The sequence below is a fragment of the Streptomyces sp. KR55 genome (assembly GCF_052245645.1).
GTDB classification, from domain to species: Bacteria; Actinomycetota; Actinomycetes; order Streptomycetales; family Streptomycetaceae; genus Streptomyces; species Streptomyces flavusporus.
Genome location: NZ_JBQQCE010000105.1, coordinates 1 through 24,755, shown reverse-complemented (window position 1 = coordinate 24,755; position 24,755 = coordinate 1). Strand labels below are relative to the sequence as shown.

The 24,755-nt window shown below is 70.8% G+C and carries 19 protein-coding genes and 3 pseudogenes; 7 read left to right on the top strand and 15 right to left on the bottom strand.

Annotated elements, in window-relative coordinates:
* The 9 genes from ACTWQJ_RS17645 to ACTWQJ_RS17605 all read right to left on the bottom strand — a co-directional run.
* Window positions 1-676: MMPL family transporter (locus ACTWQJ_RS17645; protein ID WP_443307585.1), on the bottom strand; the 676-nt coding region annotated here is incomplete at its 3' end.
* Between the two features lie 190 nt (window positions 677-866).
* Window positions 867-1,181 (bottom strand): hypothetical protein, encoded by a 315-nt coding sequence (locus ACTWQJ_RS17640; protein ID WP_443307584.1) that lies wholly within the window; start codon window positions 1,179-1,181, stop codon window positions 867-869.
* A complete protein-coding gene (locus tag ACTWQJ_RS17635; RefSeq protein ID WP_443307583.1) occupies window positions 1,178-1,540 on the bottom strand; it encodes an ArsR/SmtB family transcription factor in 363 nt (120 codons plus the stop codon). The genes ACTWQJ_RS17640 and ACTWQJ_RS17635 overlap by 4 nt, the downstream gene beginning before the upstream one ends.
* Before the next feature lie 240 nt (window positions 1,541-1,780).
* A complete protein-coding gene (locus ACTWQJ_RS17630) occupies window positions 1,781-2,902 on the bottom strand; it encodes an amidinotransferase (protein WP_443307582.1) in 1,122 nt (373 codons plus the stop codon).
* Window positions 2,903-3,043: 141 nt separating this feature from the next.
* Window positions 3,044-4,051 (bottom strand): trypsin-like serine peptidase, encoded by a 1,008-nt coding sequence (locus ACTWQJ_RS17625; RefSeq protein ID WP_443307581.1) that lies wholly within the window; start codon window positions 4,049-4,051, stop codon window positions 3,044-3,046.
* Window positions 4,052-4,249: 198 nt separating this feature from the next.
* On the bottom strand, window positions 4,250-7,159 hold the full coding sequence (locus tag ACTWQJ_RS17620) for an ATP-binding protein (RefSeq protein ID WP_443307580.1): 2,910 nt from the start codon (window positions 7,157-7,159) through the stop codon (window positions 4,250-4,252).
* Between the two features lie 186 nt (window positions 7,160-7,345).
* Window positions 7,346-8,263 (bottom strand): (-)-alpha-amorphene synthase, encoded by a 918-nt coding sequence (locus tag ACTWQJ_RS17615; protein ID WP_443307579.1) that lies wholly within the window; start codon window positions 8,261-8,263, stop codon window positions 7,346-7,348.
* A gap of 95 nt (window positions 8,264-8,358) precedes the next feature.
* Complete coding sequence (locus ACTWQJ_RS17610; protein WP_443307578.1) at window positions 8,359-9,666, bottom strand: cytochrome P450; 1,308 nt, start codon at window positions 9,664-9,666, stop codon at window positions 8,359-8,361.
* 357 nt (window positions 9,667-10,023) lie between these two features.
* Window positions 10,024-10,602 carry a TetR/AcrR family transcriptional regulator gene (locus ACTWQJ_RS17605; RefSeq protein WP_443307577.1) on the bottom strand — a complete coding sequence of 193 codons (579 nt, stop codon included), beginning with the start codon at window positions 10,600-10,602 and terminating at the stop codon, window positions 10,024-10,026.
* Between the two features lie 242 nt (window positions 10,603-10,844).
* On the opposite strand from ACTWQJ_RS17605, the gene ACTWQJ_RS17600 reads away from it, so the two are divergent.
* From ACTWQJ_RS17600 to ACTWQJ_RS17585, 4 genes are read left to right on the top strand one after another with little or no spacing between them, the layout of a single operon-like run.
* The gene (locus tag ACTWQJ_RS17600; protein ID WP_443307576.1) at window positions 10,845-11,399 is read left to right on the top strand and encodes a 2Fe-2S iron-sulfur cluster-binding protein; all 555 of its coding nucleotides are present in this window, start codon (window positions 10,845-10,847) and stop codon (window positions 11,397-11,399) included.
* Entirely contained in the window at window positions 11,396-12,388 is a 993-nt protein-coding gene (locus ACTWQJ_RS17595; RefSeq protein WP_443307575.1) for an FAD binding domain-containing protein, read from the top strand. Before ACTWQJ_RS17600 ends, ACTWQJ_RS17595 begins: the two co-directional genes overlap by 4 nt.
* On the top strand, window positions 12,385-14,520 hold the full coding sequence (locus tag ACTWQJ_RS17590; RefSeq protein WP_443307574.1) for a xanthine dehydrogenase family protein molybdopterin-binding subunit: 2,136 nt from the start codon (window positions 12,385-12,387) through the stop codon (window positions 14,518-14,520). Before ACTWQJ_RS17595 ends, ACTWQJ_RS17590 begins: the two co-directional genes overlap by 4 nt.
* The gene (locus ACTWQJ_RS17585; RefSeq protein WP_443307573.1) at window positions 14,513-15,646 is read left to right on the top strand and encodes an XdhC family protein; all 1,134 of its coding nucleotides are present in this window, start codon (window positions 14,513-14,515) and stop codon (window positions 15,644-15,646) included. Before ACTWQJ_RS17590 ends, ACTWQJ_RS17585 begins: the two co-directional genes overlap by 8 nt.
* Window positions 15,647-15,734: 88 nt before the next feature.
* Here the strand turns inward: ACTWQJ_RS17585 and ACTWQJ_RS17580 are convergent, their stop codons facing one another.
* Window positions 15,735-16,121, bottom strand: a complete 387-nt coding sequence (locus ACTWQJ_RS17580; protein WP_443307572.1) for a DUF5997 family protein — start codon at window positions 16,119-16,121, stop codon at window positions 15,735-15,737.
* A gap of 58 nt (window positions 16,122-16,179) precedes the next feature.
* Here ACTWQJ_RS17580 and ACTWQJ_RS17575 point away from each other — a divergent pair, with 58 nt between their 5' ends.
* A complete protein-coding gene (locus ACTWQJ_RS17575) occupies window positions 16,180-16,923 on the top strand; it encodes a LysR family substrate-binding domain-containing protein (RefSeq protein WP_443307571.1) in 744 nt (247 codons plus the stop codon).
* Between the two features lie 8 nt (window positions 16,924-16,931).
* On the opposite strand, the gene ACTWQJ_RS17570 is transcribed toward ACTWQJ_RS17575, so the two are convergent.
* The 3 genes and pseudogenes from ACTWQJ_RS17570 to ACTWQJ_RS17560 all read right to left on the bottom strand — a co-directional run bounded on the left by ACTWQJ_RS17570 (window position 16,932) and on the right by ACTWQJ_RS17560 (window position 21,094).
* Window positions 16,932-19,736, bottom strand: a complete 2,805-nt coding sequence (locus tag ACTWQJ_RS17570) for a beta-L-arabinofuranosidase domain-containing protein (RefSeq protein ID WP_443307570.1) — start codon at window positions 19,734-19,736, stop codon at window positions 16,932-16,934.
* Between the two features lie 151 nt (window positions 19,737-19,887).
* Window positions 19,888-20,583, bottom strand: coding sequence for an HAD family hydrolase (locus ACTWQJ_RS17565; RefSeq protein WP_443307569.1), 696 nt, complete (start codon window positions 20,581-20,583; stop codon window positions 19,888-19,890).
* Between the two features lie 34 nt (window positions 20,584-20,617).
* Window positions 20,618-21,094, bottom strand: a pseudogene (locus tag ACTWQJ_RS17560) (Lrp/AsnC family transcriptional regulator).
* 256 nt (window positions 21,095-21,350) lie between these two features.
* Here ACTWQJ_RS17560 and ACTWQJ_RS17555 point away from each other — a divergent pair.
* Window positions 21,351-22,847, top strand: a complete 1,497-nt coding sequence (locus ACTWQJ_RS17555; RefSeq protein WP_443307568.1) for an FUSC family protein — start codon at window positions 21,351-21,353, stop codon at window positions 22,845-22,847.
* A 180-nt stretch (window positions 22,848-23,027) separates the two neighbouring features.
* On the opposite strand, the gene ACTWQJ_RS17550 is transcribed toward ACTWQJ_RS17555, so the two are convergent.
* Window positions 23,028-23,951, bottom strand: a complete 924-nt coding sequence (locus ACTWQJ_RS17550; protein WP_443307567.1) for a sirohydrochlorin chelatase — start codon at window positions 23,949-23,951, stop codon at window positions 23,028-23,030.
* A 181-nt stretch (window positions 23,952-24,132) separates the two neighbouring features.
* Window positions 24,133-24,456: pseudogene (locus ACTWQJ_RS17545) on the bottom strand (ATPase); the annotation flags it as partial.
* On the opposite strand from ACTWQJ_RS17545, the pseudogene ACTWQJ_RS17540 reads away from it, so the two are divergent.
* Window positions 24,436-24,755 (top strand): annotated as a pseudogene (locus ACTWQJ_RS17540) (FAD-dependent oxidoreductase); the annotation flags it as partial. The pseudogenes ACTWQJ_RS17545 and ACTWQJ_RS17540 sit on opposite strands and share 21 nt — an antisense overlap.

The following is a 24,755-nucleotide window of genomic DNA, read 5'->3' as shown; positions in this document are numbered from 1 at the left end:
GGTCCACCGGCAGCCCGGCGTGCTTGGCCAGCAGGTAGGTGGTGACCTGGGTGAGGACGGCCGCGAAGCCGACGGCGAGCAGGGGGAGGAGCCACAGGACGGGGCTGCGGTAGGTGATCAGGAGCAGTGCTGCGACGACCAGGGCGGTGGCGATCAGCAGGGTCGAGTCGAGACCGTCGAAGACCGCGACCTGGTCGGTGAGGGAGCCGGCAGGCCCGCCGACCTCGATGTTCACACCGGGTGGGGCATTGGCTCCGGCGATCTCGCGCAGTTCGTCGATCCTGCCGGTGAGGTCGTCCTCGGTGTCCAGCGGGACGACGGTCATCAGGGCCTCGCCGTCATCGGACGGGATGGGCCGCGAGATGCCCTCGCCCGCGGGGACGAACTGCGCGAAGGCGGTCCGGTCGGCGGCCGCCTTCGCGTCCGCGCCCTCGCCGGTGTAGACGACGACCGCGGGCATCACCGTGTCCGTGCGAAACTTCTCCAGCTCGGTGTTGACCCGCGCGGACTCCGCGCCACGCGGCAAGAAGGCGTTGGCGCTCGTGTCCTCGACGTCGCCGAGCTTTCCGGCCAACGGGCCGAGCGCGACGGCCACGATCAGCCAGGCCGCAAGGACGAGCCATTTGCCGCGCCGCCCGCCGGGCGCACGGGTGACGCGCTTGAGCAGCGCACGCATGAGTAGTCTCCTTCGTGGGAGCGCGCCGCCGGCAGCCAGTGCGGCGACCGGCACAGGGCGCACGGGATCGGCACCACGGCGCATGAGGTGTGACGACCTGCCGTGGCGTACGGGATGTGTGTGTCCGGGGCGTGTGCTTCCTCGGTACGGCCGGGAGTTGGCGCTCCCGGCCGTACGTCTACGGCCGCTGTTACTCGATCTCGCGCATCATCTTCTCCATCGAGCCGACCGCCAGCCGGGTCTGCGTCAGTTCGTCGAGGGTCTGCCGCTGTTCCTCGACGGTGCGGCGCTGCAACTCCACGGTGTCTTCGAGGAGTTGCGCGTACTTTGCCGCCAGTTCCTTGTACTGCTCCTCGCGCGCCGCCAGCATGCGGGCCCGCCAGGTGGCGGCGACCTGCCAGACGATCACGATGAGCAGGGCGAAGAACCCGGCCGCGCCGACGGCGCCGACCAGGACCCCCAGCTCCTCGGCGTCGGCGGCGAGCGTCACCAGTTCCTCATTCACTTCGCTTCCTCTTTCGGGGTCCGGTCGGTCCGGTCAGCGGTCTCGGTGATCGTCGCGGCCGCCCGGGCGATGACGTGGGGCGTCAACTCATAGAAGAACGGGGCGACTTCGAAGTACTTCATCGCCTTGCCGTCCTCCGCGAGTTCGAGCGTGCCGACGACCAGTCCGGCAGCCTCCAGTCGCTGCAGGTGCATGTGCAGCAGCGGTCGGCCCATACCGATCTCGCGCGCCAGTGCGCTGACGTAGTTCCGGCTCTCCATGAGCGCCGCGACAATCCGCATGCGGTGCGGATTGCCGAGCGCGGAGAGCACCTTCAGCAGCTCGTCGCCCGTCGGTGCCGGAGGCGGGACCTCAGGCATCGCGGCCCCTTTCCGTCGTACCTGTCAGAAAAGGCTGACAGCCCCTTCGGGTACCTGTCAAAGATTTCTGACACATCTGGGGACAGATGGGGGATCTCTCAGGGTCGGCTCGGGGGGCGGAGGGCAGTTGCGGGAGGCGGTTACGGGCACGTGTGAGTACTCCCACCGTCGGATGCGCCCGCCAGTCCTGCCCATACCGTGCGGAACGTGACGACCTGCCACGTACGATCGGTGGGCCGATCAAGAGAAGTAGGATTCGAGCGTGCCGCGACGCCGGATGTCGAGCGTCGCGCAGTGGAATGAGCCGCCGAACGGCGCGTAGTGCAGCAGGTCGCACGGGATCGGTTCGAAGCCCCAATTCTCGAGCGCGTGCAGCATGTCGGTGTGGTGCCGCTCCGCGATCACCCGTTTTTCGTCGATCATGAGAACGTTCATGCTGAGCCACTTGCCGCACATCGAGGTGATCTTGAGGATGCGCTCGTCGATCGGGTTGGGCTCGGGGGCGATCAGGATGTCCCACGAGTTCAGGACGTCGGGCAGGCGGTCGACGTCGATGTATTCAGGATTGACCAGCGCCTTGCCGGGCGAGAGCAGGACGAACGTCGTGTCGATGTGCATGGGCGTACGGCAGCGGCTCTCGATCTCGTGGATGCGATAACCGGGCCCGAGATGGCGACGCAACCAGTCGATGCCCATTTGGTTGGTGACGTTGCTCCGCGTGACGAACAGATCGCGCCCCGCGCGCACGAAATCCGCCGCGTCGAACACCGGCTCGAACTCGGTGAGGATGTAGCGCATGGGCTCGCCCGCCTCGGGCGTACGGAAATCCGCCTCGAAGAGGGCATCGGTGAGCTGCGGCTTCGGCGCCGCCGTCCAGCGCGCGCCGCGCCGGAAGTAGTCCTTGAGGATGGAGCGATAGGAGTGCGTCTCGAAATACCGGCACGGCCATGCCATCGGGGTCTCGATGATCTCGTCGCCGATGACGAGCATGCTGTCACGCGGACAGGTGTTACAAAAACCGCGTGAGGACCAGTCGGGGGTCCCGAAGCGTTGCCTGTGGTCGACCGCGTCCGGGCGCCTCACCGTGATGTCGAGGGACTCCAGGAGGGTGATGAACTGGTCGAGCTCATGCTGTGCCCGCTCGATCAGCATGCGCGGATACTTGAAGCCGGAGGCAAGGCCCTGCAGCCGGGCCGCCCAGGGTGGGATATTGCAGGCTACGACCGGGTGCTTGGAGGGGATCGCCGCGCCATCGAGGCGCCCGACGATGATCTCCTCCAGCGGGTCCCACTCGTTGTGTGAGTTGACCGGCGAAACGACAGATTCCTCAGCGTCGTCGGTCGTGAACGATGGCGCCGCCATGCTCAACCGCTTTCGATCACGGAAATGAGTAATTCACTGCACTCACTACGTTACTCAACGTGGCGTGGCGGGGCGCTCCGGCCGCCGCCGTGACCGGCGCGAAGGGCGCCGGCCTCGGCTTCGGCGGGGCAGGGCGACCGTTCAGGACGACTGGGCGGTCTGGTAGAGGTTCTGCGCGTCCGCGCCGAAGTACGGTCCGTACATGGCGGTCGGCAGGAAGTTGTACTTGAAGCTGTTCACCGAGGACTGCAGCCCGGTCCCGGTGGCCTCGTCGAACTGGGTGAACCAGGGGCCTCCACTGGAGCCGCCGGTCATGTCGCAGGTCAGACCGTGGTCGCTGGACAGCAGGAAGTCCCGGTAGGTGGTACCGCTGCAGTAGATGAACTTCTCGCCGTCGTACGGTGCGGCGGCCGGGAAGCCGAAGGCGTACATGGCCTTGTTGTAGCCGGTGTTGAAGGCCAGGCCCTGGCCGCCGACGACGTCGGTCAGCTTCTTGCCGTCCAGCGGGGCGACCACGGCCGCGCCGACGTCGTAGTCGATGTCCTCACTGTCCGTCCACTGCGGTGTGGACAGGGTCTTGGCCGCCGCCCACCTTCCGTACGGGGCCTGTCCGTCGTGGTAGCCCGGCACGAACACCCAGTTGGTGTGCCAGGAGCCCTCCAGCTTCACACAGTGGCCGGCGGTGATCACGGTGCTCTTGTTGGCGCTGGTGACGGCGTTGCCCGAGCATGAGGCGGTGCGGCCCTGGTAGGTGAAGAACACCCGCCCCGCGGTCTTCAGCACGGCTCCGCCGCCGGTCCAGGCGCCGCCGCTGTGGGGGAACGCCAGGGTCCCGACGGTGGATGCCGGGGCGCTGGGCGCGATGATCGCCTTCTTGCCCTTGCGAGGTGCCGATGCTCCGACGTCCGAGCGGTCGACGGACAGTACGTCGAGCGGAGTGGCCTGACGCATCCGCTCCGGCGTCCAGAAGCCACGGGCGCGTTCCTGCGCCGAGAGCGGCACCACTCCCGGTTTCGTGTCGGCGGCGCCTGCCGGCGCGGCGGTGACACCGGTGGCCAACAAGGCGGCAACGCCGGCCAGAGCGCCGAGAACGGTGCGGCGAACGCGGGTGCCGCCGGATGTGCCGAACCTGCGGAGGCTGCCTATCACGCGGTCTCCTTCTGCGGTGGGGCCGGGCGGTGGGGACCATCCGCCCGGGCAGGAAGGGGTGTTGCTGCGCGCAGTGAGAAAGGCAGCGTGCCATCAGCAAGCACGGTTTGGACAGGTGCACGTCATGACGATGACCGAAAAAACACAGACTCTCTTCGTCGACAACACGAGGGGTATCCCTCGGTGAGCGCTGTCGGGTCAGGATCGGGGCCGGGGAAACGTCTCCAGGGCCCTGGCGAGGCCGGCGGGATCCGTGCCCACCTTGCGGTAGACGGAGGAGAGCAACTGCGTCACCCCTTGCTCGGTGAGGCGCAGATCCTTCGCGACGACGCCCACCGGGTGCCCCACGGCCACCATCTCGGCAGCCTTGCGCTCGGGAGCGGTGAGCGTGTCGGTCTGGGCGTAGCGCAGGGGCAGCGGCCGCAGTCCGGCCGCGGACAACTCGTCCCGGGCCCGGGCGGCGAGGGCCTCGGCACCACAGTGGACGGCACCTTCCAGGCCCTGGTAGAGCCGGTGGGCAGCCTCCTGCAGCCGGCCGTTCCGGGACAGTGCGGCCCCGTGGCCGACCTGGGCGCGGGCCAGTTCGTACCCGGCCGGCGACCGCTGCAGATGCTCGACGGCCTCCGCGTACAGCTTCAGGGCGGCCGGACCGCCGGTCGCCTCGGCCTCGGCGTGCAGCGCCTGACCGATCGCGGAGGCCGCACCGAAGTCCCGGGCCCGCTTCACCGCATCCCGGGCGAGACGGACCGCCCGGTCGGGCGTGGTGGGGGCGAGCGCGGCCGACAGGTCCAGCTGCCACGGGCACCAGGCGGGGTTGCGCCAGGCCCGCGCCTCCAGCCGGTCTCCGACGGCGGCCAACAGCCCCTCCGCCTCGGCGATCCGGCCCTCGGCCAGCAGCAGTTCGGCGTACACCGTGCGGGGATCCGGGTAGATGACCGCGTTCGGGACGACCTCGCCATAGCGGTACGAGTCCGCGAGCCGGCGTGCGTCCTCGGTTCGCCCGCGGGCGAGCAGGATCTGGATGAGGATGCCGATGGCGAACCACTGGGCGGGGACGGCGCCTTCTACTCGCTCGGCGGTGCGCAGGCCCTCGTTCACCAGGTCCTCCGCTTCGGCCAGACAGCCGCGCCGGTAGCGGATGTAGCCGAAGAGAGTGTGGCCGAGAGCCAGATGGGAGCCGCGCCAGCCCTTGGCTTCGCACTCGGCGATGCCCATGGTGAACAGCTCCTCCGCCCGCCGAGGCTGGTCGCAGTACATGAACACCAGGGCGACCGACACCGGGACCTCGAAGCCATGGTTCTCATCGGTCCAGCTCAGACCACCGCGCAGGGCTTCCTGGGCGCTCGCGAGCACGACCTGCCGCGGCTCGCCGCGCACAAGGGCGTCCCAGGCTCGCAGGCCCAGGATGTAGCGCTCCTCCAGACCACGACCGGGCAGTCGCGCGGCCAGCCGCGCCAGTCGGCGGGAGCGGGCGGGGGAGTCGGGCTCGTCGGTGCGGAAAGCGCTCCACACGAAGTGATAGGCCTGCATCCGCAGTCGTGTCCGCGCATCGACGGCCTGTCGCGCCTCCTCCTCGGCCACGGCCGCGGCTTCCGCCACCTGATCGGTGTGGGCGAGCGCCTGGGTGAGCCGGTAGACGATGGAGGCATGCAGCTCGGGGTCGACTCCGGGCTCCGCGAGCGCCTCCCGGAGGTGACTGATGGTGGCTGCGGGGTCGATGAGGAAGGTCGAAGACGCGAGTTCGTGGAGGAGCGCGGCACGGTCCTCCGGAAGTGGCGGCTCCTGAAGTGCTCGGGTCAGGACCCGCCGTGCGGCCTCCGGGGCGCCGGCCCGGAGGTACTCACGGGCGGCCTCCCGCAGACACGCCACCGCCTCGGTCCTGCCCTCGCAGGGCACTTCAAGCAGATGCCGGGCGGCGGCGGTGGGGCCGAGCCCGGCCGCCCGGACGGCTTCCGCCGCTGCGTTGTGCAGACCGGGCCGCAGGCTCGTGGGAATGCCTCGGTAGACCGTCGTCGCGATCAGAGGGTGGACGAACTCCAGGCAGCCGCCCGGCCCGGACGTGTCCGCCAGGATCCTGGCGGCGCGCAGCCGCTCGGTTGCCTCCGCGGCGTCCTCGCTGCCGACCACCGCGATGGTGGCGGCGAGGTCCGGCGAGATGGACGTGCCCAGTACGGCGGCAGCCCACGCGAAGCGGACGGTGGTCGTCCCGAGGCGCTGCAGACGGTCGAGCAGCCCTGGGCCCTTCACCGCGGAGGCGAGGTTCCGCATGGTGGGCAACTCGTCCCGGACACCCCTCAGCCGACGCTCGCCGAGCCGGATGGCCAGTTCGACCGCCTCGAAAGGGCTTCCGCCGGTGACCGCCCAGCATTCGTCGCAGAACCCGTCCTCGGCCCCCTCACCGAGTTCATGCCGGACGATCTGCGCAACCGCGGCGGCGGTGAGCGGCGCCAGAACATAGGGACGGTTTCCTCGGCCCTCGAAGTGCGAGCGGAACGCGCTCGCCTCGCCAGGCAGTTCATCGGGGCGGTACGCGACGACGATCAGCAACGGAAGGTCCGCGACCCTCGGGGCGAACGAGGCGAGCCAATTCAGGGACTCGGCATCGGCCCAGTGCATGTCGTCCAGCAGCAGGACGAGGGGACCCTTCAGCATGGTCAGGCGCGTCATGACCCAGTCCAGGCCGTCGCGCACGCCCGCCGGGTCGGGTACCCGGGCGGTGCTCGTCGCCTCGAGCCCCAGTGCGGCAGAGACGATGTCGTACCAACTCCCCAGGAAGTCCCGTCGCTCCGTCTCGTCCATCGCCGCCAGGGCGGGCTGCATGAGCTGGCGCACCACACGGAAGGCCAGCTCCTGTTCGGCCTCGCCGCCTTGGCCCGAGAACACCGTGACCCCGCGCGCTGCTGCCTGCTCGCGTGCCTGCCTGATGAGCGTCGTCTTTCCCAGCCCCGCCGAACCGGTGAAGGCGATCAGTCCGCCCCGCCGTGGTTGCGGCACACCGTCGACCCTGTCGCAGAGGCCGGCCAACGCGGCGTCGAGCGCGTGCAGTTCATGCCGACGTTCGAGCAATGGCTGATGATCGGTGATCGGTTGCCGCGGCCCCATCGCCATGTGCCGTACCCGCTTCCAGTCGTCGGCCCTCGGAAGACAGCGCCGAGAGTACGCCCTCGCACAGGCGCGGGGGCCGGACTGGCGAACCAGAACGACAGAGACGGGTGAATCATCCGCCGTGGCGGCGTGGACGTCCCTCTTCTGGGTAACGTAGCTTGAATCGGCCCTGGTTGGGAGCCGTCGGCCTCAGGGGAGCGCGGAGGCCGCCGCCGTGTCCGCGTAGCGCGGCACGGTGCAGGACCAGTAGTAGCAACCGCGGATCCAGCCCACCATGCCGTCCACGTAGCTGACGCCTGCCGCGCTCAGCTGCGGTTCGATCTCCCCATAGAGCCTCTCGAACTCGCTGATCGTGCTGTTGACCTGCCGGATGGCCAGTGTGACCGCTTGCGGCAGGGAACAGCGGTACGTGCTCTGGTGGGCCAGGGCCAGATTGATCATTCCGCCCGCGCGCTGCTCCTTCACCGCGGAGAACAAGTCGGGTATCCACACCGCCGCGTCTGCCGACAGCCTGCCCAGTCGCCGCATGACGGGGTGATGCAGCTCCTCGGGGTTCAACTCGTGCGGACCCGCAGCCTCGCACAGCGGGTAGAAGGGCTCGACACCCGCAATGAGCGCGCGTATCGAGCTGTTGAGTCCGATCCGCAGGGGGAGCGAGTGGGTCTGGGCCACCGCTTCGTACAACAGCCCGTGCACGTACTCCCGGCTGTTCCACGCCCATCGCGCTGCCTGCGCGGGCGTGCACCGTTCCTGAACCCGGCGGTAGAGGTCGGCCAGGGCCGCCCCGAGCGGGGTGCTGGGCGGCTCGTCGTCCCGCAGGATCCTGATGCTCTCGCACAACATGGGCAGCAGCCGGTTGGGCTGCCGCCGGCCGACCTCCTCCGCCCGGTCGTCGAAGATGAACTGGTAGGCGATCTGATCGGCCACGAGTTGGAGGACCTCGACGTCCATCGTCGGGCTGTTGTAGGACGCGAGTTCGGCCGGGCGAGTGCGGGCGATCATCTCCGCCACAAGGGGATCGTCGGTCAGCCCCCAGGCGCGCAACCATGTGTCGACGCCGGCTGCGGCTTCGGACTGATGGGGATTGCTCAGAAACGGGAAGGGCATGTAGAGGGTGGTCTCGATCAGTTCTTTGAGACTTCCTGTTGGAATTCCGCTGTGGGATGCGGTGGTAGTTCCCTCATACGTCGTGGACACCGTTGTCACCTGCCATTCGGAAGTCCTGTCACGTGCGTCTGACGCGATTCGCAGATCATCATCAGCGACCTCGGCCCCAATGTCACCGCGGGGCGCGGTGGTTCGATGTGCCTCGACAGCGGGCGCAAGCGCCATCGGCCGGCAATTGTCGCAAGGGCCACGGTGGCCTCCGCCATGGCGAAGGTGTCGCCGATGCATTTGCGGTTTCCCGCGGCGAAAGGCAGCATCGCGCCCTTCGGTACGGACGTGGCCCGCTCCGGAAACCAGCGTTCGGGAAGGAACAGTTCGGGCTCGGGAAAGGACGCCGGGTCGTGGTGCAGGAGGTACGGGCTGTACAGGACGGTGGCTCCGCGGGGCAGCCGGCGGCCCGCGAACCGGGTTTCCTCGGTGGTGATCCGGGTGAACAGCCAGCCGGGTGGATGCACGCGCAGCGTCTCGGTGACCACGCACCTGGCGTAGGCGAGACGCGCCAACTCGTCCGGTCCCGGAGCGCGCTGGTCGTCGAGGACCGTGTCGACTTCGTGGTGGAGGCGGCGTTCCGCCTCGGGATTCGCCGCCAGGAGGCTGAAGGCCGAGGCCAGGCACATCGCCGTGGTCTCGACCCCGGTGAGCAGGAGCGTGATGAGCTGGTCGTGGATCTCCTGCCCGGTGAGCCCTTCCGCTCCTTCGCCGTCGCGCTCGGCCCTCAGCAGGGTTCCCAGCAGATCGTCGCGGGGCGTGCCCTGCCGACGTTCGGCGATGAGGGAGCCGACGAGCGTGTGCAGGCGTACGAGTGCGTTCCGGTAGCGGCGGTTGGCGGGCGTCGGGACACGGAACGGGGCGTCCATCGGCACCACCGTGCGGACGAAGAGGCCCCGCACGACGGCGGCAAGGCTCTCGCGCACGGCGGCCGCCCGCTCCGCGTCCAGCGAATCGGAGAACAGCACCCGGCTCGTCACCCGCGTCGTCAGTCCCATCATCGCCGCGGTGACATCGACCCTCTCTCCCGGCCGCCATGCGCGGCACAGCGTGTCGGCCTCCTCGCCCATCAGCTGCGTGTACGAGGCGACGCGGGACGGGCGGAAGCCGGGTTGCAGGAGTGTGCGTTGCCGGCGATGCGCATTCTGGCGGCATGTGACGAGGCCGTCGCCCATCAGCGCGCCGAGGCGGTCGTACAGTGGACCGCCCTTGTCGAAGGTGTGCGGGTCCATCAGCATCTGGTGGACCAGTTCGGGATCACACGCCACCCAGGCGCGCATGGGGCCCAGCCGTATCTCGACCAGATCTCCGTGCGCGGGAAGGGAATTCAGAAAGTCCAGCGGACGCCGGAACAAGGCGATAGCATGACTGAAGAACGAGAATATGCCCGGCGCAGTACCCACGGTCCATATCCGCCCCGGTTCGGTCACAGTACCGCTCATCGAATACCCCCTGCCTCAGTCGACCCATTGAAATCGGTGACCGCTCACCGACCTGGCGCCTGAATCCTTGTTCTGCCCAGTCCAACCGGCCGTCGGCCCCTGAATCCTCTTTCTGCGGGGGCGCACGGGTGCACAAAGAAGCATGGGTGAACGGTTGTTGATACGGGCTGCACCGAATGGCTGTCGACTTCTGCAGGGGGTGTGCAGAAGATGCACAAAGGGCGCGGAGGCACGTGTGGCGCGCAGGGCACTACCGCGCCGGGATCCGCGTCACCGCCCGGGTGCTCCGGCGCGCAGTCCGTCCATGACGAGGTCCAGGAGCCGGGTGGCTCGGGGCTGCCAGTCGCCGTGGGGGTCGATCTGCCAGAGGCCGGAGATGGCGAGGAGGAAATCGTCCGCGGTGACTCCGGGGCGGACGGTGCCTGCCTCCTCGTTGGCGCGGAGCAGGAGTTCGGCCGCGGCGATCACCGGAGTGGGGCCGGGTTTGTGGAGGGTCCCCGGCGGGTTGGCGGCCTGGCGGAAGGCGTCCGCCAGGCCGGCCTTGGTCATGGCGAACTGGGCGAGGCGGTCCATCCACTCCCGTAGCGCACGGTCCGGTTCCCGGGTCTCGAGCAGCTCGGCCGCGGAATCGGCGACCTGCTGCATCTCGTGGCGGTAGATCTCCAGAACGAGCGACTCGCGGTTGGGGAAGTGGCGGTAGAACGTGCCCTGACCGACGCACGCCTTCTTGGCGATCGCGCTCAACGGGGTGTCCGCGGAGCGGGTCAACTCGACCAGGGCCACCTTCAGGATGCGCTCGCGGTTTCGCTGCGCGTCCGAGCGCAGAGGTGCGTGCTTCTTCTCCTGCACTCGTCCTCCTGGCCGGAATCCCGCCTTGCTAACCGGACAGCTGTCCGGTACGTTTTTCTGTAGTGGACAGCTGTCCGCTTAGGTTCACCATACCTACGGACGAGCCGATCTCGCCATATGCGGCGCCATCCCCCTGCCTCTCGACTCTTCTGATACGTCCATCGATCTCGCGATACGTCCCGATTCATCTGTTTGCCGGGTCGTCCTCCGACGTGCTCCGGATATGCGAAAGAAGGCTGATCATGGCCCCAGCCCCCTCCTCGACGTCCAGTGCCATCACCCTGACCATCAATGGCGAGAAATATCCGCTGTCCGTCGACCATCGCACCACCCTGCTCGACGCACTACGTGAACGTCTCGATCTGACCGGCACCAAGAAGGGCTGTGACCAGGGGCAATGCGGTGCATGCACGGTTCTGGTCGACGGGCGACGGGCCGTGGCCTGTCTGCAACTGGCGGTGGCCGCCGAGGGGCGTGAGATCACCACCATCGAGGGCGTGGCCGACGGTGAGCGGCTGCATCCGGTGCAGCAGGCGTTCCTCGACCTCGACGGCTTCCAGTGCGGTTACTGCACGCCCGGCCAGATCTGTTCGGCCATCGCGATGATCGAGGAACACGCGGCGGGCTGGCCGAGCGCCGTCACCGACGACGTCCGGCCCGAAGCGGGGCCGCCACTGCTGACCGCGGAGGAGATCCGGGAGCGAATGAGCGGCAACCTGTGCCGCTGTGGTGCGTACGTGTCGATCGTCCAGGCCGTAGCCCAGGCGGCGGCGGTGGACGAGGAGGCGGCGGCATGAGGGACTTCGGCTATCAGCGGGCCCATGACGTCTCCGGCGCGGTCGCGCTCCTCGGCGCCGATCCGGACGCACGTTTCCTCGGCGGCGGCACCAACCTCGTCGACCTGATGAAGACCGGCGTCGAGCGGCCCGCCCGGCTCGTCGACGTGCGCGAACTGCCCCTCGACCGGATCGAGGTGACCGAGGAGGGCGGCCTGCGTATCGGCGCGACCGTCACCAACAGCGACCTCGCCGCCCACCCCGAAGTCCGCCGCCGCTACCCGGCGTTGACGCAGGCGGTTCTGGCCGGTGCCTCCGGACAACTGCGCAACATGGCCACCGTCGGCGGAAACCTGCTCCAGCGCACCCGCTGCGGCTACTTCGCCGACGTGACCAAGCCCTGCAACAAGCGCGTCCCCGGCAGCGGTTGCCCAGCCGTCGAGGGCGAGCACCGCAACCACGCCATCCTGGGCGCCTCCGAGCACTGCGTGGCCACCCACCCCTCGGACATGGCGGTCGCCCTCACCGCCTTCGACGCCGTCGTCTCTTACGAAACGGCAGAGGGGCCCGGCGAGTTGCCGCTCACCGAGTTCTATCTGCCGGTGGGCGACACGCCCCACCTGGAGACCGCGCTGCCGGCGGGCGCGCTGATCACCGGCGTCACCCTGCCGCCCGCCCCGGTCGCCGCCCACTCGCGCTACCGCAAGGTCCGCGAGCGCGCCTCCTACGCCTTCGCGATCGGCTCCCTCGCCGCCGCGATGGACGTCCGGGACGGCGTCGTACGGGACGTACGCCTCGCCCTCGGCGCCGTCGCGTCCCGGCCCTGGCGGGCCCGCGAGGCCGAACGCCTCCTGACCGGGGGGCCGGCAGACGCCGAGGCCTTCGCCGCCGCCGCGGACGCCGAACTGGCCGCCGCCCGACCACTGCCCGACAACCGATACAAGGTGACCCTGATGCGCAACCTCGTCGTGGCCGTGCTGACCGAACTCGCCGAGGAGGCCGCCCGATGACCACGGCCACCCGCCTGACGCCCTCCGTCGGCACCGCCCACTCCCGCGTGGAGGGCGTGGACAAGGTCACCGGAGCCGCCCGCTACGCCGGAGAGATCCCCTTCGCCGAACTCGCCCACGGCTGGCTGGCGTTGTCCACCGTGGCCCGCGGCCGCATCCGCTCGGTGGAGGCCGACGGCGTCCTCGGCATGCCGGGCGTCCTCGCCGTCCTGCACCACGGCAACGCCCCCCGCGTCGACACCGACCACGTCGGCCTGCTGGGAGTGAAGCCGGAGCCGACCACCGCCCTCTTCCAGCACGACCGCGTGCCGCACCTGGGCTGGCCGGTGGCACTGGTCGTCGCAGAGACGTCCGAGCAGGCCCGGGAGGCCGCCGAGGCGCTCGTCGTGACGTACGAGCAGGAGCCGCACGACGTCGCGTTCTCGCCCGGACGCCCGGACGCCTACCCGGTGGACTCCCACATGCCGGGGGTGACGGAGAAGGGCGACCTGGAGTCCGAACTCGCCGCGTCCGCCGTCGTCGTGGACGCCGAGTACACCACGCCCGAGGAGCACCACAACCCCATGGAGCCGCACGCGGCGACGGCCCACTGGGACGGCGGCCGGCTGGAGGTCGTCGACTCCAACCAGGGCAGCACCTGGGTCGCGCAGGGGCTGGCGGCGCTGTTCTCTCTCGAACCGTCCGCCGTGCGCGTGCGGTCCGAACACATCGGCGGCGGTTTCGGGTCCAAGGGCGTCCGCGCACACCAGGTGGCCGCCGTGATGGCCGCGACCGCCCTCCAGCGCCCGGTCCGGGTCGTCCTCACCCGCCGCCAGATGTTCTCGCTCGCCGGCTACCGCAGCCCGACCGCCCAGCGCGTCCGCCTCGGGGCCGACGCCGACGGACGGCTGCGCGCACTGGAGCACCGCTCACTGAGCGTGACGTCGACCGTGTATGAGTTCGTCGAGCCGAGCTCCGGGCCGGCCCGCGTGATGTACGACGCCGACGCCCACCACACCGCCAACGAGGTCGTACGACTCGATGTGCCGACCCCGACCTGGATGCGTGCGCCGGGCGAGGCACCCGGCTCGTTCGCGCTGGAGTCGGCGCTCGACGAACTCGCCGAGAAGTGCGGCCTCGACCCCATCGAACTGCGCACCCGCAACGAACCCGAGGCGGGCCCTGTGTCCGGGCTGCCGTTCAGCAGCCGCAACCTGCTCGCCTGCTTCCAGGAGGGCGCCCGCCGGTTCGGCTGGGCGGACCGTGACCCGCGCCCCGGCCTGCGCCGGGACGGACGCTGGCTGCTCGGCACCGGCACGGCGGCGGCCTCCTTCGGCGCCGGGGCGGCACCCTCGACGGCGGCCGTGACGGCGGAGGCGGACGGCACCTTCACCGTGCGGATCACCGCGTCCGACATCGGGACCGGGGCGCGCACCGCGCTCACCCTGATCGCCGCCGACGCACTCGAGGTCGCGCCGGACCGCGTCCGCGTCCGCATCGGGGACAGCGATTTCGGCTTCGCGATGATCGCCGGTGGCTCGATGGGCACCCGCTCCTGGGGCTGGGCGATCACGGCCGCCGCGCAGGAGCTGCGGGAGCGACTCGCCCTGGGCGGCGGTATTCCGCCCGAGGGCATCACGGTCCGCTCGGACACCTCCGCGGCCGTGGGCGCCCTCGCACAGAAGGAACGGCACTCCTTCGGAGCGCAGTTCGCCGAGGTCGCCGTGGACATCACCACCGGTGAGGTGCGCGTCCGGCGCATGCTGGGCATGTTCGCGGCCGGGCGGATCGTCAACCCGCTGACGGCGCGCAGCCAGTTCATCGGCGGGATGATCTGGGGCATCTCCATGGCCTTGCACGAGGAGGCGGTCCGCGACCGGGTCTCGGGCGGCCACGTCGGCGCCGACCTGGCCGGCTATCACGTCGCGGCGCATGCCGACGTGCCGTACATCGAGGCGGACTGGGTGGACGACCCTGACCCCGACGACCCGGTCGGCATCAAGGGGATCGGCGAGGTCGGGATCGTCGGTGCGGCGGCGGCGATCGCCAACGCCGTCTGGCACGCGACCGGCGTACGCCACCGGAACCTGCCGATCCGGCCCGACCGCGTCCTGCTGGCCGCAGCCGCGGGCACCGGAGCCCGGGATGCTTGACATCGCCGAGGAGCTCAACCGCTGGGTGGCCGAGGGCCGGGACTTCGCGGTCGCCACCGTCGTCGCCGTCGGCGGCAGCGCGCCGCGCGATCCCGGCGCCGCCCTCGCCGTCGACCGGGACGGCACGGCCATCGGCTCGGTCTCCGGCGGTTGTGTCGAAGGGGCGGTGTACGACCTGTGCGTCCAGGCGCTGCAGGACGGCGAGACGGTTCGCGAGCGGTTCGGCTACAGCGACGAGGACGCCTTCGCGGTCGGGCTGACCTGCGGCGGGGTCATCGACGTACTGGTCACACCGATCGCGTCCGGCGACAGGGTGTTCGCGGCGGCGCTGTCGGCCGCCGCGCAGGGCGAGCCGGCCGCGGTGGCCCGGGTCGCCCGCGGTCCGGCCGGACTCCTCGGCAGCGCCCTGTTCGTGCGCCCCGACGGAACGACCGAGGGCGGTCTCGGCGGTCACCCGGAGCTGGACCGGACGGCGGCCGCGGAGGCCCGCGCCCTGCTGGACTCCGGCCGCACCGGCACGGTCGAGCTGTCGGAGGACGGCTCGCGCTGCCCCGGCGGCCTCACGCTGTTCGTCGAGTCCAGGGTGCCGCCGCCACGCATGATCGTCTTCGGCGCGATCGACTTCGCCGCGGCGCTCGTACGCGCGGGCAAGTTCCTCGGCTATCACGTCACCGTGTGCGACGCCCGCCCCGTCTTCGCCACGCGGGCCCGCTTCCCCGACGCGGACGACGTCGTCGTGGACTGGCCGCACCGCTATCTGCGGGGTACGGCGACCGATGCGCGCACGGTCCTGTGCGTGCTCACCCACGACGCCAAGTTCGACGTACCGCTCCTGCAGGAGGCCCTGCGGATGCCGGTCGCGTTCGTCGGCGCGATGGGCTCGCGCCGCACCCACGCCGACCGCAACCGGAGGCTGCGGGAGGCAGGCGTGAGCGAGCGGGAGCTGGCCGGGCTCAGGTCCCCCATCGGCCTCGACCTGGGCGCCCGTACGCCCGAGGAGACCGCCCTGTCCATCGCGGCGGAGATCGTCGCGACCCGGCGGGGCGGCACGGGCGTCCCGCTGACCGGTTCGGGCACGCCGATTCACCGGGACGGGTCGGAGCGCGGCGCTAGGGAAGCCGCCTGAGACCGCCGGTGCACCCCCATGCGTGAGGGCCCCGGTCCGTAAACGGGGCCCTCACCCGCGTGCACGATCTCGGTGGCGGAATTCCGCGTCAGTGATCGCCCTGCTCGGCGTTGCGCGCCTTGAGCCGGGCCGCTTCCTTGCGGACCTCCGCCTGGGTGGCGCGCTCCTTCTCCAGCCACTCGGGCCGCTCCGCCTTCAGCGCCTCGATCTGCTCGCTGGTGAGCGGCTCCGTCACCCCGCCGCGTGCCAGCCCCGCGATGGAGACGCCCAGCTTCGCCGCGACCACCGGCCGCGGGTGCGGGCCGTTGCGTCGCAGCTCCCGCAGCCACTCAGGCGGATTGGCCTGGAGCTCGTTCAGTTCGGCGCGCGAGACGACTCCCTGCTGGAACTCGGCGGGGGTGGCGGGGAGGTACACACCCAGCTTCTTCGCCGCGGTCGCGGGCTTCATCGTCTGGGCGGTCTGGTGCGACTTCATGCTGTCCAGACTATCGGCCGGATACGAGACCTCCGACCACAGCCGGTAACCTGGCGGGGTGACAGGCTCGGAAGCACACCCTTCGTTCCGGCTCGCGTACGTCCCTGGGGCGACACCCGGCAAGTGGGTGCGGATCTGGAACGAGCGCCTGCCCGACGTCCCCCTGAACCTCATCTCCGTCACGGCCGCCGAGGCATCCGATGTGTTGCGGGACGGCGCGGCGGACGCGGGGATCGTACGGCTGCCGGTCGACCGTACGGTCTTCAGCGCGATCCCCCTCTACACCGAGACGACGGTCGTCGTGGTCCCCAAGGACCACCTCCTGACCGCGGCGGACGAGGCGACCCTCGAGGATCTCGCCGAGGAGGTCGTCCTCCACCCCCTCGACGACGTCCTCGGCTGGGAGCAGCTCCCGGGAGAGCCCGCCTTCGAACGCCCCGCCACCACCGCCGACGCGATCGAACTCGTCGCGGCGGGCATCGGCGTCCTAGCCGTCCCCCAGTCCCTGGCCCGCCTGCACCACCGCAGGGACCTGACCTACCGGCCGCTCGGGGACGCCCCGCAGTCCGGCGTCGCCCTGTGCTGGCCGGAGGGCGCGCACACCGACCTGGTCGAGGACTTCATCGGCATCGTCCGCGGCCGCACCGTGAACAGCACGCGGGGCCGCAGCCGGCCGGCGGCGCAGCCCAAGGAGAAGCGCCGCGACGAGGCCGCCGCACGGCAGAAGCCGGCGGCCGGAAAGAATCCTCGGTCCGGCACGCCCAGGAGCGGCCGCCGCGGCAAGCCTCGCCGCCGTTCCTAGCCCCGGAGTCAGCGGACGAACGATGCCTGCTCCGCTGTACGCACGACCCGGTCACCGTCGGCTCGGCCGAGCAGCCCCGCCGCCACCCAGGCGTCCACCGTCGTCCGCACCCGCGTGACCAGGACGTCCTTGCTGCTGAACGGCGCCCCCGCCCACACCTCGTCGAGCAGCGTCGTGCCGTCCGCCTTCGCGGGGTTGGCGACGCCCGACTCGGTGGTGCCGAAGACCACTCGGGGTTCGGTGCGCCGGAAGTAGGCGTGGGCCGGATCCTCGGTGCCCTCGAAGAAGGGGGCGAACTCCGTGCCGCCGAGCGTGTAGTGGAGCGGTTTGCCCGTCACGGGAGTGAGCGAGGGCAGCAGGTCGCCGGAGAGGGCGGCATTGCGGTACAGCCCGAACTCCAGGTAACTCGTGGCGGAGTTGCGGGCGACCAGGTTGACCGGCCCGTAGAACAGGGTCTGCAGGGACGGGTCGTCCAGCGCGCGCTCGACCCGCAGCCGGAACGGGCTCGTCACCCGCACGGTGTCGCCGTCCTGCCAGGTCCGGGAGACGGCGAAGTAGCTGCCGGGCCTCGGAGTCCCGTCGACCGTCTGGCCGTTGACGGTCACCCGGAAACCGGCCGTCGCCCAGGACGGCACCCGCAACCGCAGCTCGAAGGCCTCGCTGCGGCCGCGGACGGTGAGCGTGCTGCCCTGCTCGCGCGGATAGTCGGTGGTCTGCGTGACGGTGACGCCCTTCTCCGCCCAGTCGAGCGTGGAGGGGCTGTACAGGTTGACGTACAGGGCGCTGCCGTCGGCCTTCCTGAAGTACACCGAGTCCTGGTACTTGGTGGCGCTCTCCATGCCCGTGCCCTCGCAGCAGGTGGTGCCCTGCTTGGGCGTGTAGTCGCGTACGTGGCCCGGCGTCAGCCCGATGAAGTAGGTGACCAGCGGCTTCTCTGCGTCCGCCGTGTCCTGCTTGGAGCCGAGGACCAGGTTGTAGAGGGCCCGCTCGTAGTAGTCCATGTACGCCGGTTCCTGCTCGTGGAAGAAGAGCATCCGGCTCAGTTTCAGCATGTTGTACGCGCAGCAGGACTCGGCCGTGGTAGCGCTGATCGTCCCCGCGATGACACCAGGCGCCCGCCAGAACTCACCCGTGCTGGTGCCGCCGATGCCGTACATGCGCTGCGGTACGACCATGCCCCAGAAGTTCCGGGCGGCGGTGAGGCAGCGCTCTTCGCCCGTTGCGTCGTACAGCCGGACGAGGCCGGTGAATATGGGGATGTGCTGGTTGGCGTGCAGGCCGTCGAGGGTGTCGGTGTTCGCGGCGCAGGCGTCGATCAGCTTGTCCAGGTCGAACAGCCGGGCCAGCGCGAGGTGTTCGGCCTTTCCGGTGATCGAGTGCAGGTCGACGATCGCCTCCACGATGCCGCCGTACTCGCCGCTGGAGAAGATCCCCCACATGCGCTGCCGGGTGGCGTCGGGCAGCCTGGACAGCCGGGAGTACATCCAGTCGCACATCCCGGAGGCAAGGTCGAGCGCCTGGTCGTCGTCGGTGGCGAGGCAGGCGTCCAGCAGCCCGCGGAGGATCTTGTGCGCGGTGTAGTACGGCGCCCACACCTTGGTGTAGTCGGAACTGGTCATCGACTCCAGCTGGATGAACTGGGTCTCCGGATACGCCGCGAGGAAGCCGGGGTGGCTGGGCCCGCCCCAGGTGCGGCGCAGAGTGGCGTGCAGGCCCCGGCCGGAGGCGTCCGCGAAGGTGGCCCCGGTGGTCTCGTCGAAGGCGTACGACGCCCGGTCACCCCGTCCGGCGGGGGTGTCGGCGGCCCGATTGTTCTGCAGTGCGGCGATCTCGTCGGCGGTCAGGGCGCGTGACCAGACGTTGAACTCGTCGAAGGCGCCCGCGAAGACCGGGTCGGCGGAGAAGTGGGAGCGGCCGAGCCAGTTGTCCGCCGGGGTGCCCAGGGCCGCCGGGGTGAGGGTCATCGCCGTGTTCCGCGCCACGGCCGAGCCGTTGACGTACAGCGTGCCCGCGCCGTCGGCGATCGTGACCGCGAGGTGGCTCCACCGGTTCAGCGGCAGGGCGGAGGTGCCGTCGAGGCCCTGTTCGGCTCCGGGGCCGCCGGTGGTGAGGGCGAAGCGCGGCACACCGTTCGCGGTGCGGGCCGCCAGGTACATGTAACGGGTCGTGTTGTCGCCGAAGTCGAAGATCCTGGCCCAGTTGCCCTCGTGGGTGGGCTTGACCCAGGCGGAGAGGGTGATCGACGCGGCGCCGTCGAGCACGCCGCTCGGCAGGTCGACGAACTGGTGGGAACCGCGTACGTTCTCCGCCGCCGAGCCGAATCTGCCGTCCACGGCGAGCACGGCCGGGTCGCGTCGCAGTGCCTCGCGCACCTCGGCGAGGGCTTCCACCATGGTGCGGATCCGGTCCGCGTACACCTGCTCCCCGGTGCCCGCGTGGGCCTGGGAGAGCATGGTGAGGAAGTGGCCGGTGTAGTGCCCGCGCAGATTGCCGTTGGCCTCGCCGTCCAGCCCCTCCCAGCCGCCGGGCGCGACCGCGCCCCGGGTGGAGAGGCCGGCGTTGGCGCGGAAGACCTGCAACAGCCGGTTCACGTCGTAGCCGCGGGCGTGATCGAGCATCAGCTGCCGTTTGCCGGCGAAGACTCCGTCCCCGAGCCGCACGTCCCTGAGAGGGAAGGGCTGCAGCGTCCAGGACGCCGGTGGCGGAAGCGTGGCCGCCGAAGCCCGCACGGACGCCGTGGCGGTCACTCCGGATGCGGCGCCGGCGAGCATTGCCGACTGCAGCAGGGTCCGTCGGGAGAGGGGCGATGCCATGGGTGCTCCTCCATGCGTCAGCTGTTCGATATCACGAACGATGTGCGAATGATCGACCAGACGGTAGGGGTGGGGCGGGAGGGCGTCAACGGTTCTGACGTGTTCGACAGCGAGTTCCGTATCCGTAACGGATGGGCTGCGGTTGGTGGGTTCAGGACGTCGGAGTCGTGCGCACGAGCCAGTCGTACGCCGCCCGCGCCGTGAACTCCGCCTGGCCGCCCCGCAGCAGGAGGTCGGCGGTCGCGAACTCCGGCGCGTCGGCCTGGGCGGCCACATAGGGGAGCGCGATGCAGCGCATGCCGGCCGCGTGGGCGGCGGCCGCGCCGGGAGCCGCGTCCTCGACGACCACGCAGTCGGCGGGGTCCGCGCCGAGCCGGCGGGCGGCCTCCAGGGAGACGTCCGGGGCGGGCTTGCCGTGCACGACCTCGTCCGCCGAGACGACCGTTCGCAACTGGGCGTCCAGGCCCGTGACGGCCAGGATCGCCGCGATGGCCTCGGGCGACGAACCCGAGGCCACGGCCATCGGAACGCCCTCGGCGGCCAGCAGCTCGACGAACTTGCGCATCTCGGGGTACGCGCGCGTGGAGGCGCGGGCGAGCTCCAGATAGCGGCGGTTCTTGGCGGCGATCAGGTCCTCGACGGAGGCGCGCAGCCCGTAGCGCTGTTTCCAGTGCGCGACCGTCTCTTGGGTGCTGATGCCGACGTACTGCTCGTGGTCGGCCCACGTGAAGTCCGGTACGCCGTGCTCGGCGAGGATCTGCCGGCCCGCCTCGTAGTAGTTCGGCTCGCTGTCCACGAGTGTTCCGTCGAGATCGAAGATGACCGAGATGTCGCCGAGATTGCTCATGCGGGTCATGATGGCAAGGGCGTCCGTGCCGTGATCACTGCGCGGCGGCCCGGCCGATCGACTCGACGAGCGGCAGCAGCCGGTGCGGCACACGTTCGCGCAGGGCCACCTCGGTGCGGGTGCGGACGACCCCGGGCAGGCTGATCAGCTTCTGGATCACATCCTCGAGATGGGCGTTGTCACGCGCCACGACCCTGGTGAGCAGATCACCGCCGCCCGTGATCGAGAACGCCTCGACGATCTACGGTACGGCGGCCAGTGCGTCCCCCACGTCGTCGAGGTGGCCCTGGGTGACCTCGATGTGCACGAACGCGAGCACCGGGTGGCCGAGTGCGGCGGGGGAGAGCACCGGGCCGGTGCCGGTGATCACGCCGTCCCGTTCCAGGCGGTCGAGGCGGGCCTGGAGCGTGCCGCGGGCCACCCCGAGGAGACGGGCGTACTCCCGCACACTCGTGTGCGGCTGCTCCAGCAGCAGCCGCAGGATGCGGGTGTCCAGCTCGTCCACGGCCATGGCACCCTGCCTCCCTTCCGCCGAAGATCACGGCCGACTGTACCAATGGCCCAGCGGGACGCGGTCGGGCTGGGCCGTCCGACGTCGTCCGTTGGCCTGGTGGAGAATCCTGGGAAGTCCTTGCTGCTGTGCCAATGGCCCAGTGAAATCGGAGCCACTTGAGCCAGTGGTGGAAGTGATGCTGTCATGGAGGCGTCGATGGCGCTGCGGATCCCGCGGCGCCTTTTTCATGCCGGTCGTATGCAAGGGGTGGGAAGTGCTGAAGAGGGTGTTCGTGGCCCCGGACCCGGGGCGGACGCGGCTGCGCTTCGCCGCGCGTGCCGTCCTCGGCATCGGCCTCGCGGTCGTCGTCTGCGGCCTCGCCGGGCACTCCCTCGCCGGTGCCGTCACCGGTGGGCTGGCCGCGCTCCTCGCCCTGTTCACGGTCACGGACACGACCGTCCGCGGGCAGGCCGTGACCACCGCGCTGCTGCCGGCCGTCGGTCTGCCCGTGCTGGCCGCCGCGGCCGAACTGCACGACCAGCCCGTCGCCCGCGACCTCACCTTCCTCGCCGTGGTCGGCACCGGCGTCTACGCCCGCCGCTGGGGGCCACGCGGACACAGCCTCGGCGTGTTCGCGTTCATGACCTTCTTCATCGCGCAGTTCCTGCAGGCGACCCCCGGACAGTTGCCCGAGCTGTACGCCGCCGTCCTGCTGTCCGTGCTCGCCGCGGCCGCGGTGCGCTTCGGACTGTGGTGCTACGAGCGCCGTCTGACCCCGGTCCCCGCGGTCGCGCCACCGGGCGGCACGGGCCTCGTCCGGATCACCACGCGCCAGGCGGTCCAGGCGACCGTCGGCGCGGGCTTCGCCCTGGTCGTGGGGCAGCTGGTGTCCGGGGAGCGCTGGTACTGGGCCGTCGGCGCCACCTGGTGGATCTTCGTGAACACCACCTCGCGCGGCGAGACCCTGGTCCGCGGCTTCCGCCGGCTCCTCGGCACGGTGATCGGCATCGGCCTCGGACTGCTCGTCGCCGTCCCGCTGCACGGCGCCGCGGTGCCCTCCGCCCTGCTCGCCGCCGTGTGTGTGTTCGGCATCTTCTACACGGCAGCCGTGTCCTACACCTGGATGATGCTCTGCGTGACCCTGCTCGCCGAGCTGCTCTACGGCCTCCTGGGCGTGCTCGAGCCCGCGCTGCTCGCGCTGCGCCTCGCCGAGACCGGCATCGGGGCGGTGGGTGCCGTACTGGCCGTCCTGTTCGTCCTGCCCGTCACCACCCACACCGTCACCGACGCCTGGATCCAGCGCGCCCTGCGCTGCGTCCATGCGTGCACCGCCGAGGCCGCGGCACGCCTCGCCGGCGTCGACGACGCCGACCCGGCCCTGCGGGTGGTGGAACTGGAACTGCTCCTCGGCCGGGTACGCCTCGCCGTCGCCCCGCTGGTGCACCCGCTGAGCCCCATGTTCGGCCGCAAGCGGCGCGCCCGCCGGGTGCTGGCCCTGCTCGACGACTGCGCCCGTGAGATCCGCGGCCTGGTCGCCGTGGCCGCCGACCCGGAGGCCTCCCACGACGCCCGCCTGGCCGCCGCCTGCCGGCGCGTGCAGGGCGCGGTGGAGGCGCTCACGGGCGATGCGGTGGGCGGCGCCCCCGATCTCGCGCCTCAGCAGCGCGCGGTCGAACCGGCCGCCCTCGCCCATCTGCACGGCCTGGAGCGCGCCCTGGCCGAACTGGTCACGCCCCTGCGCACGCCGTCCAAGTCGCCGCACTTGGCGTAGACCTCATGTGATCGTCTGCCGCGGCCACCGTCTGCCGCGGGACGCCTCCGGCGGCTCGCTGAGTCCCCCGCGAACGACCCGCTCCGTCGACGTGACCTGGTCGTCGACACCGCCATGGCGAAGGGCCCGCTCCGATGCGCGGAGCGGGCCCTCGTCGTACGACTGCGGGTGACAACCGGTTCAGCGGACCGGAGCGCCCTGCGGCTGCTGCGGGGCGATGCCGAGCGCCGTCGTGTACTTGGCCAGGGCGAGCTTGCCGATGGCCGGGTAGGCGCCGAGCGGCTCGGCGGCCGAGCAGCCCGCCTCCTTCGCGGCTTCCGCGACCAGGCCCGGGTCGATCTCGGGGCCGATCAGGTACGGCGCCAGCGCCAGCTGCTGCGAGCCCGAGGAACGCAGCTGCTCCGCGACGGACGCGATCGAACCCTCCTGGTCCAGCGCCGCCGCCATCACCGGCACCGCGAGCCGCGCGGCGAGCAGCATGCCGGTGATCCCGGCCGCCTGCACGGCCTCCTCGCCGCCCACCGAGGCCAGGATGATGCCGTCCGCGGCGGTGGCCACGGTGAACAGCCGGGCGCGGTCGGCGCGGGCCAGGCCCGCCTCCGACAGGCGCACGTGCAGGGCCTCGGCCAGCAGCGGGTGCGGGCCGAGCACATCGGTCAGCTCGGCCGCGACGCGGCTGTCCATCACGGCCTGGCGGACCTGGCGCAGCAGCGCACTGTCCGGACCGGCGAGCAGCGGCACCACAACGGCGACCGGGCCATCGGGCTCCTTGACCTCCACACCGGCCGCGCGCGCCTGCTCATAGCGGGCGCTGCGCTCGTCGGCGGCGTACGCCAGCACCGACTGGAGCGTGGGGAACTCCGCGTCGTCACCCTCGACGTAGCCGATCCGGGCGTCGAGGCCGGGCAGCTCGGAGCGGGCGATGCTCACGACCTCCTCGGCGAGGCTGCGCGTGGCCACGCTGGGCGTGCCCGGAACCGCGAGGACGAGCGCGGGCGCGCCCTCGGGAGCAGCCAGGGGCTCGGGTCGGCGGTGCCGCCCGGGCTGGCGGGGGCGCGGCATTCGTACTGGCAGGCCGGACGCGGGCCCAGTGGGGGAGCTCATGGCGCCGCATGTTACTGGCTTCCTGGGCTCCCTTGTTCGGGGAGGGTGCAGGTGAGCGGTATCCGTCCGGATTTGTCTGATGAGTTACGTACGGATCATAAGTGATCAGCGCGTTTGTGTGAGATGACTGATGAACTGCGCCACCTCAAGTGCTACATGTCGGATATGCGCCGCGCCGGGATCAGTCCCCCTGGGCGGCCACCACATACAGCAGTTTCTCGTCACCCGGCAAGGTGAGAGTCCCGGCCGTCAGCTCGGCCGCGATACGGACCGAGCCGTGCAGCGGATCGCCCTCGGCCGCCACCCGGCGGGCGTGGGGCAGCCGCTTCGTCAGTTCCTCGTCCAGTGGTACGAGGAGAGCGGCGCCCATCTTGAACAGGCCCCCGGTGAGGGCGACCTGGGGCTCGCCCGTCGTGGGGCACACGGCGGCCGCTGAATCGGCCATGTGCCGGGCGGCTGCGCGCAGGACGTGCACGGCGACGGGGTCGCCGTCGTCGGCGCAGGCCCCGCCGGCCTCGCCTGTGCCGTCAGCGCGGCCGAACGCGGCCACGACGTCACGCTGTACGACGCGGCGAGCGAGATCGGCGGGCAGCTCAACGTCGCCCGCAGGGTCCCCGGCAAGCAGGAGTTCGACGAGACGCTGCGCTACTTCCGCCACCAGCTCGACGCGCACGGCGTGGCCGTACGGCTGAACACGCGGGTGACCTCCGACGATCTCGCCGAGTACGAGGAGGTCGTCGTCGCCACCGGCGTCACCCCGCGCACCCCGGACATCCCCGGCGTCGACCACCCGAGCGTCCTCGG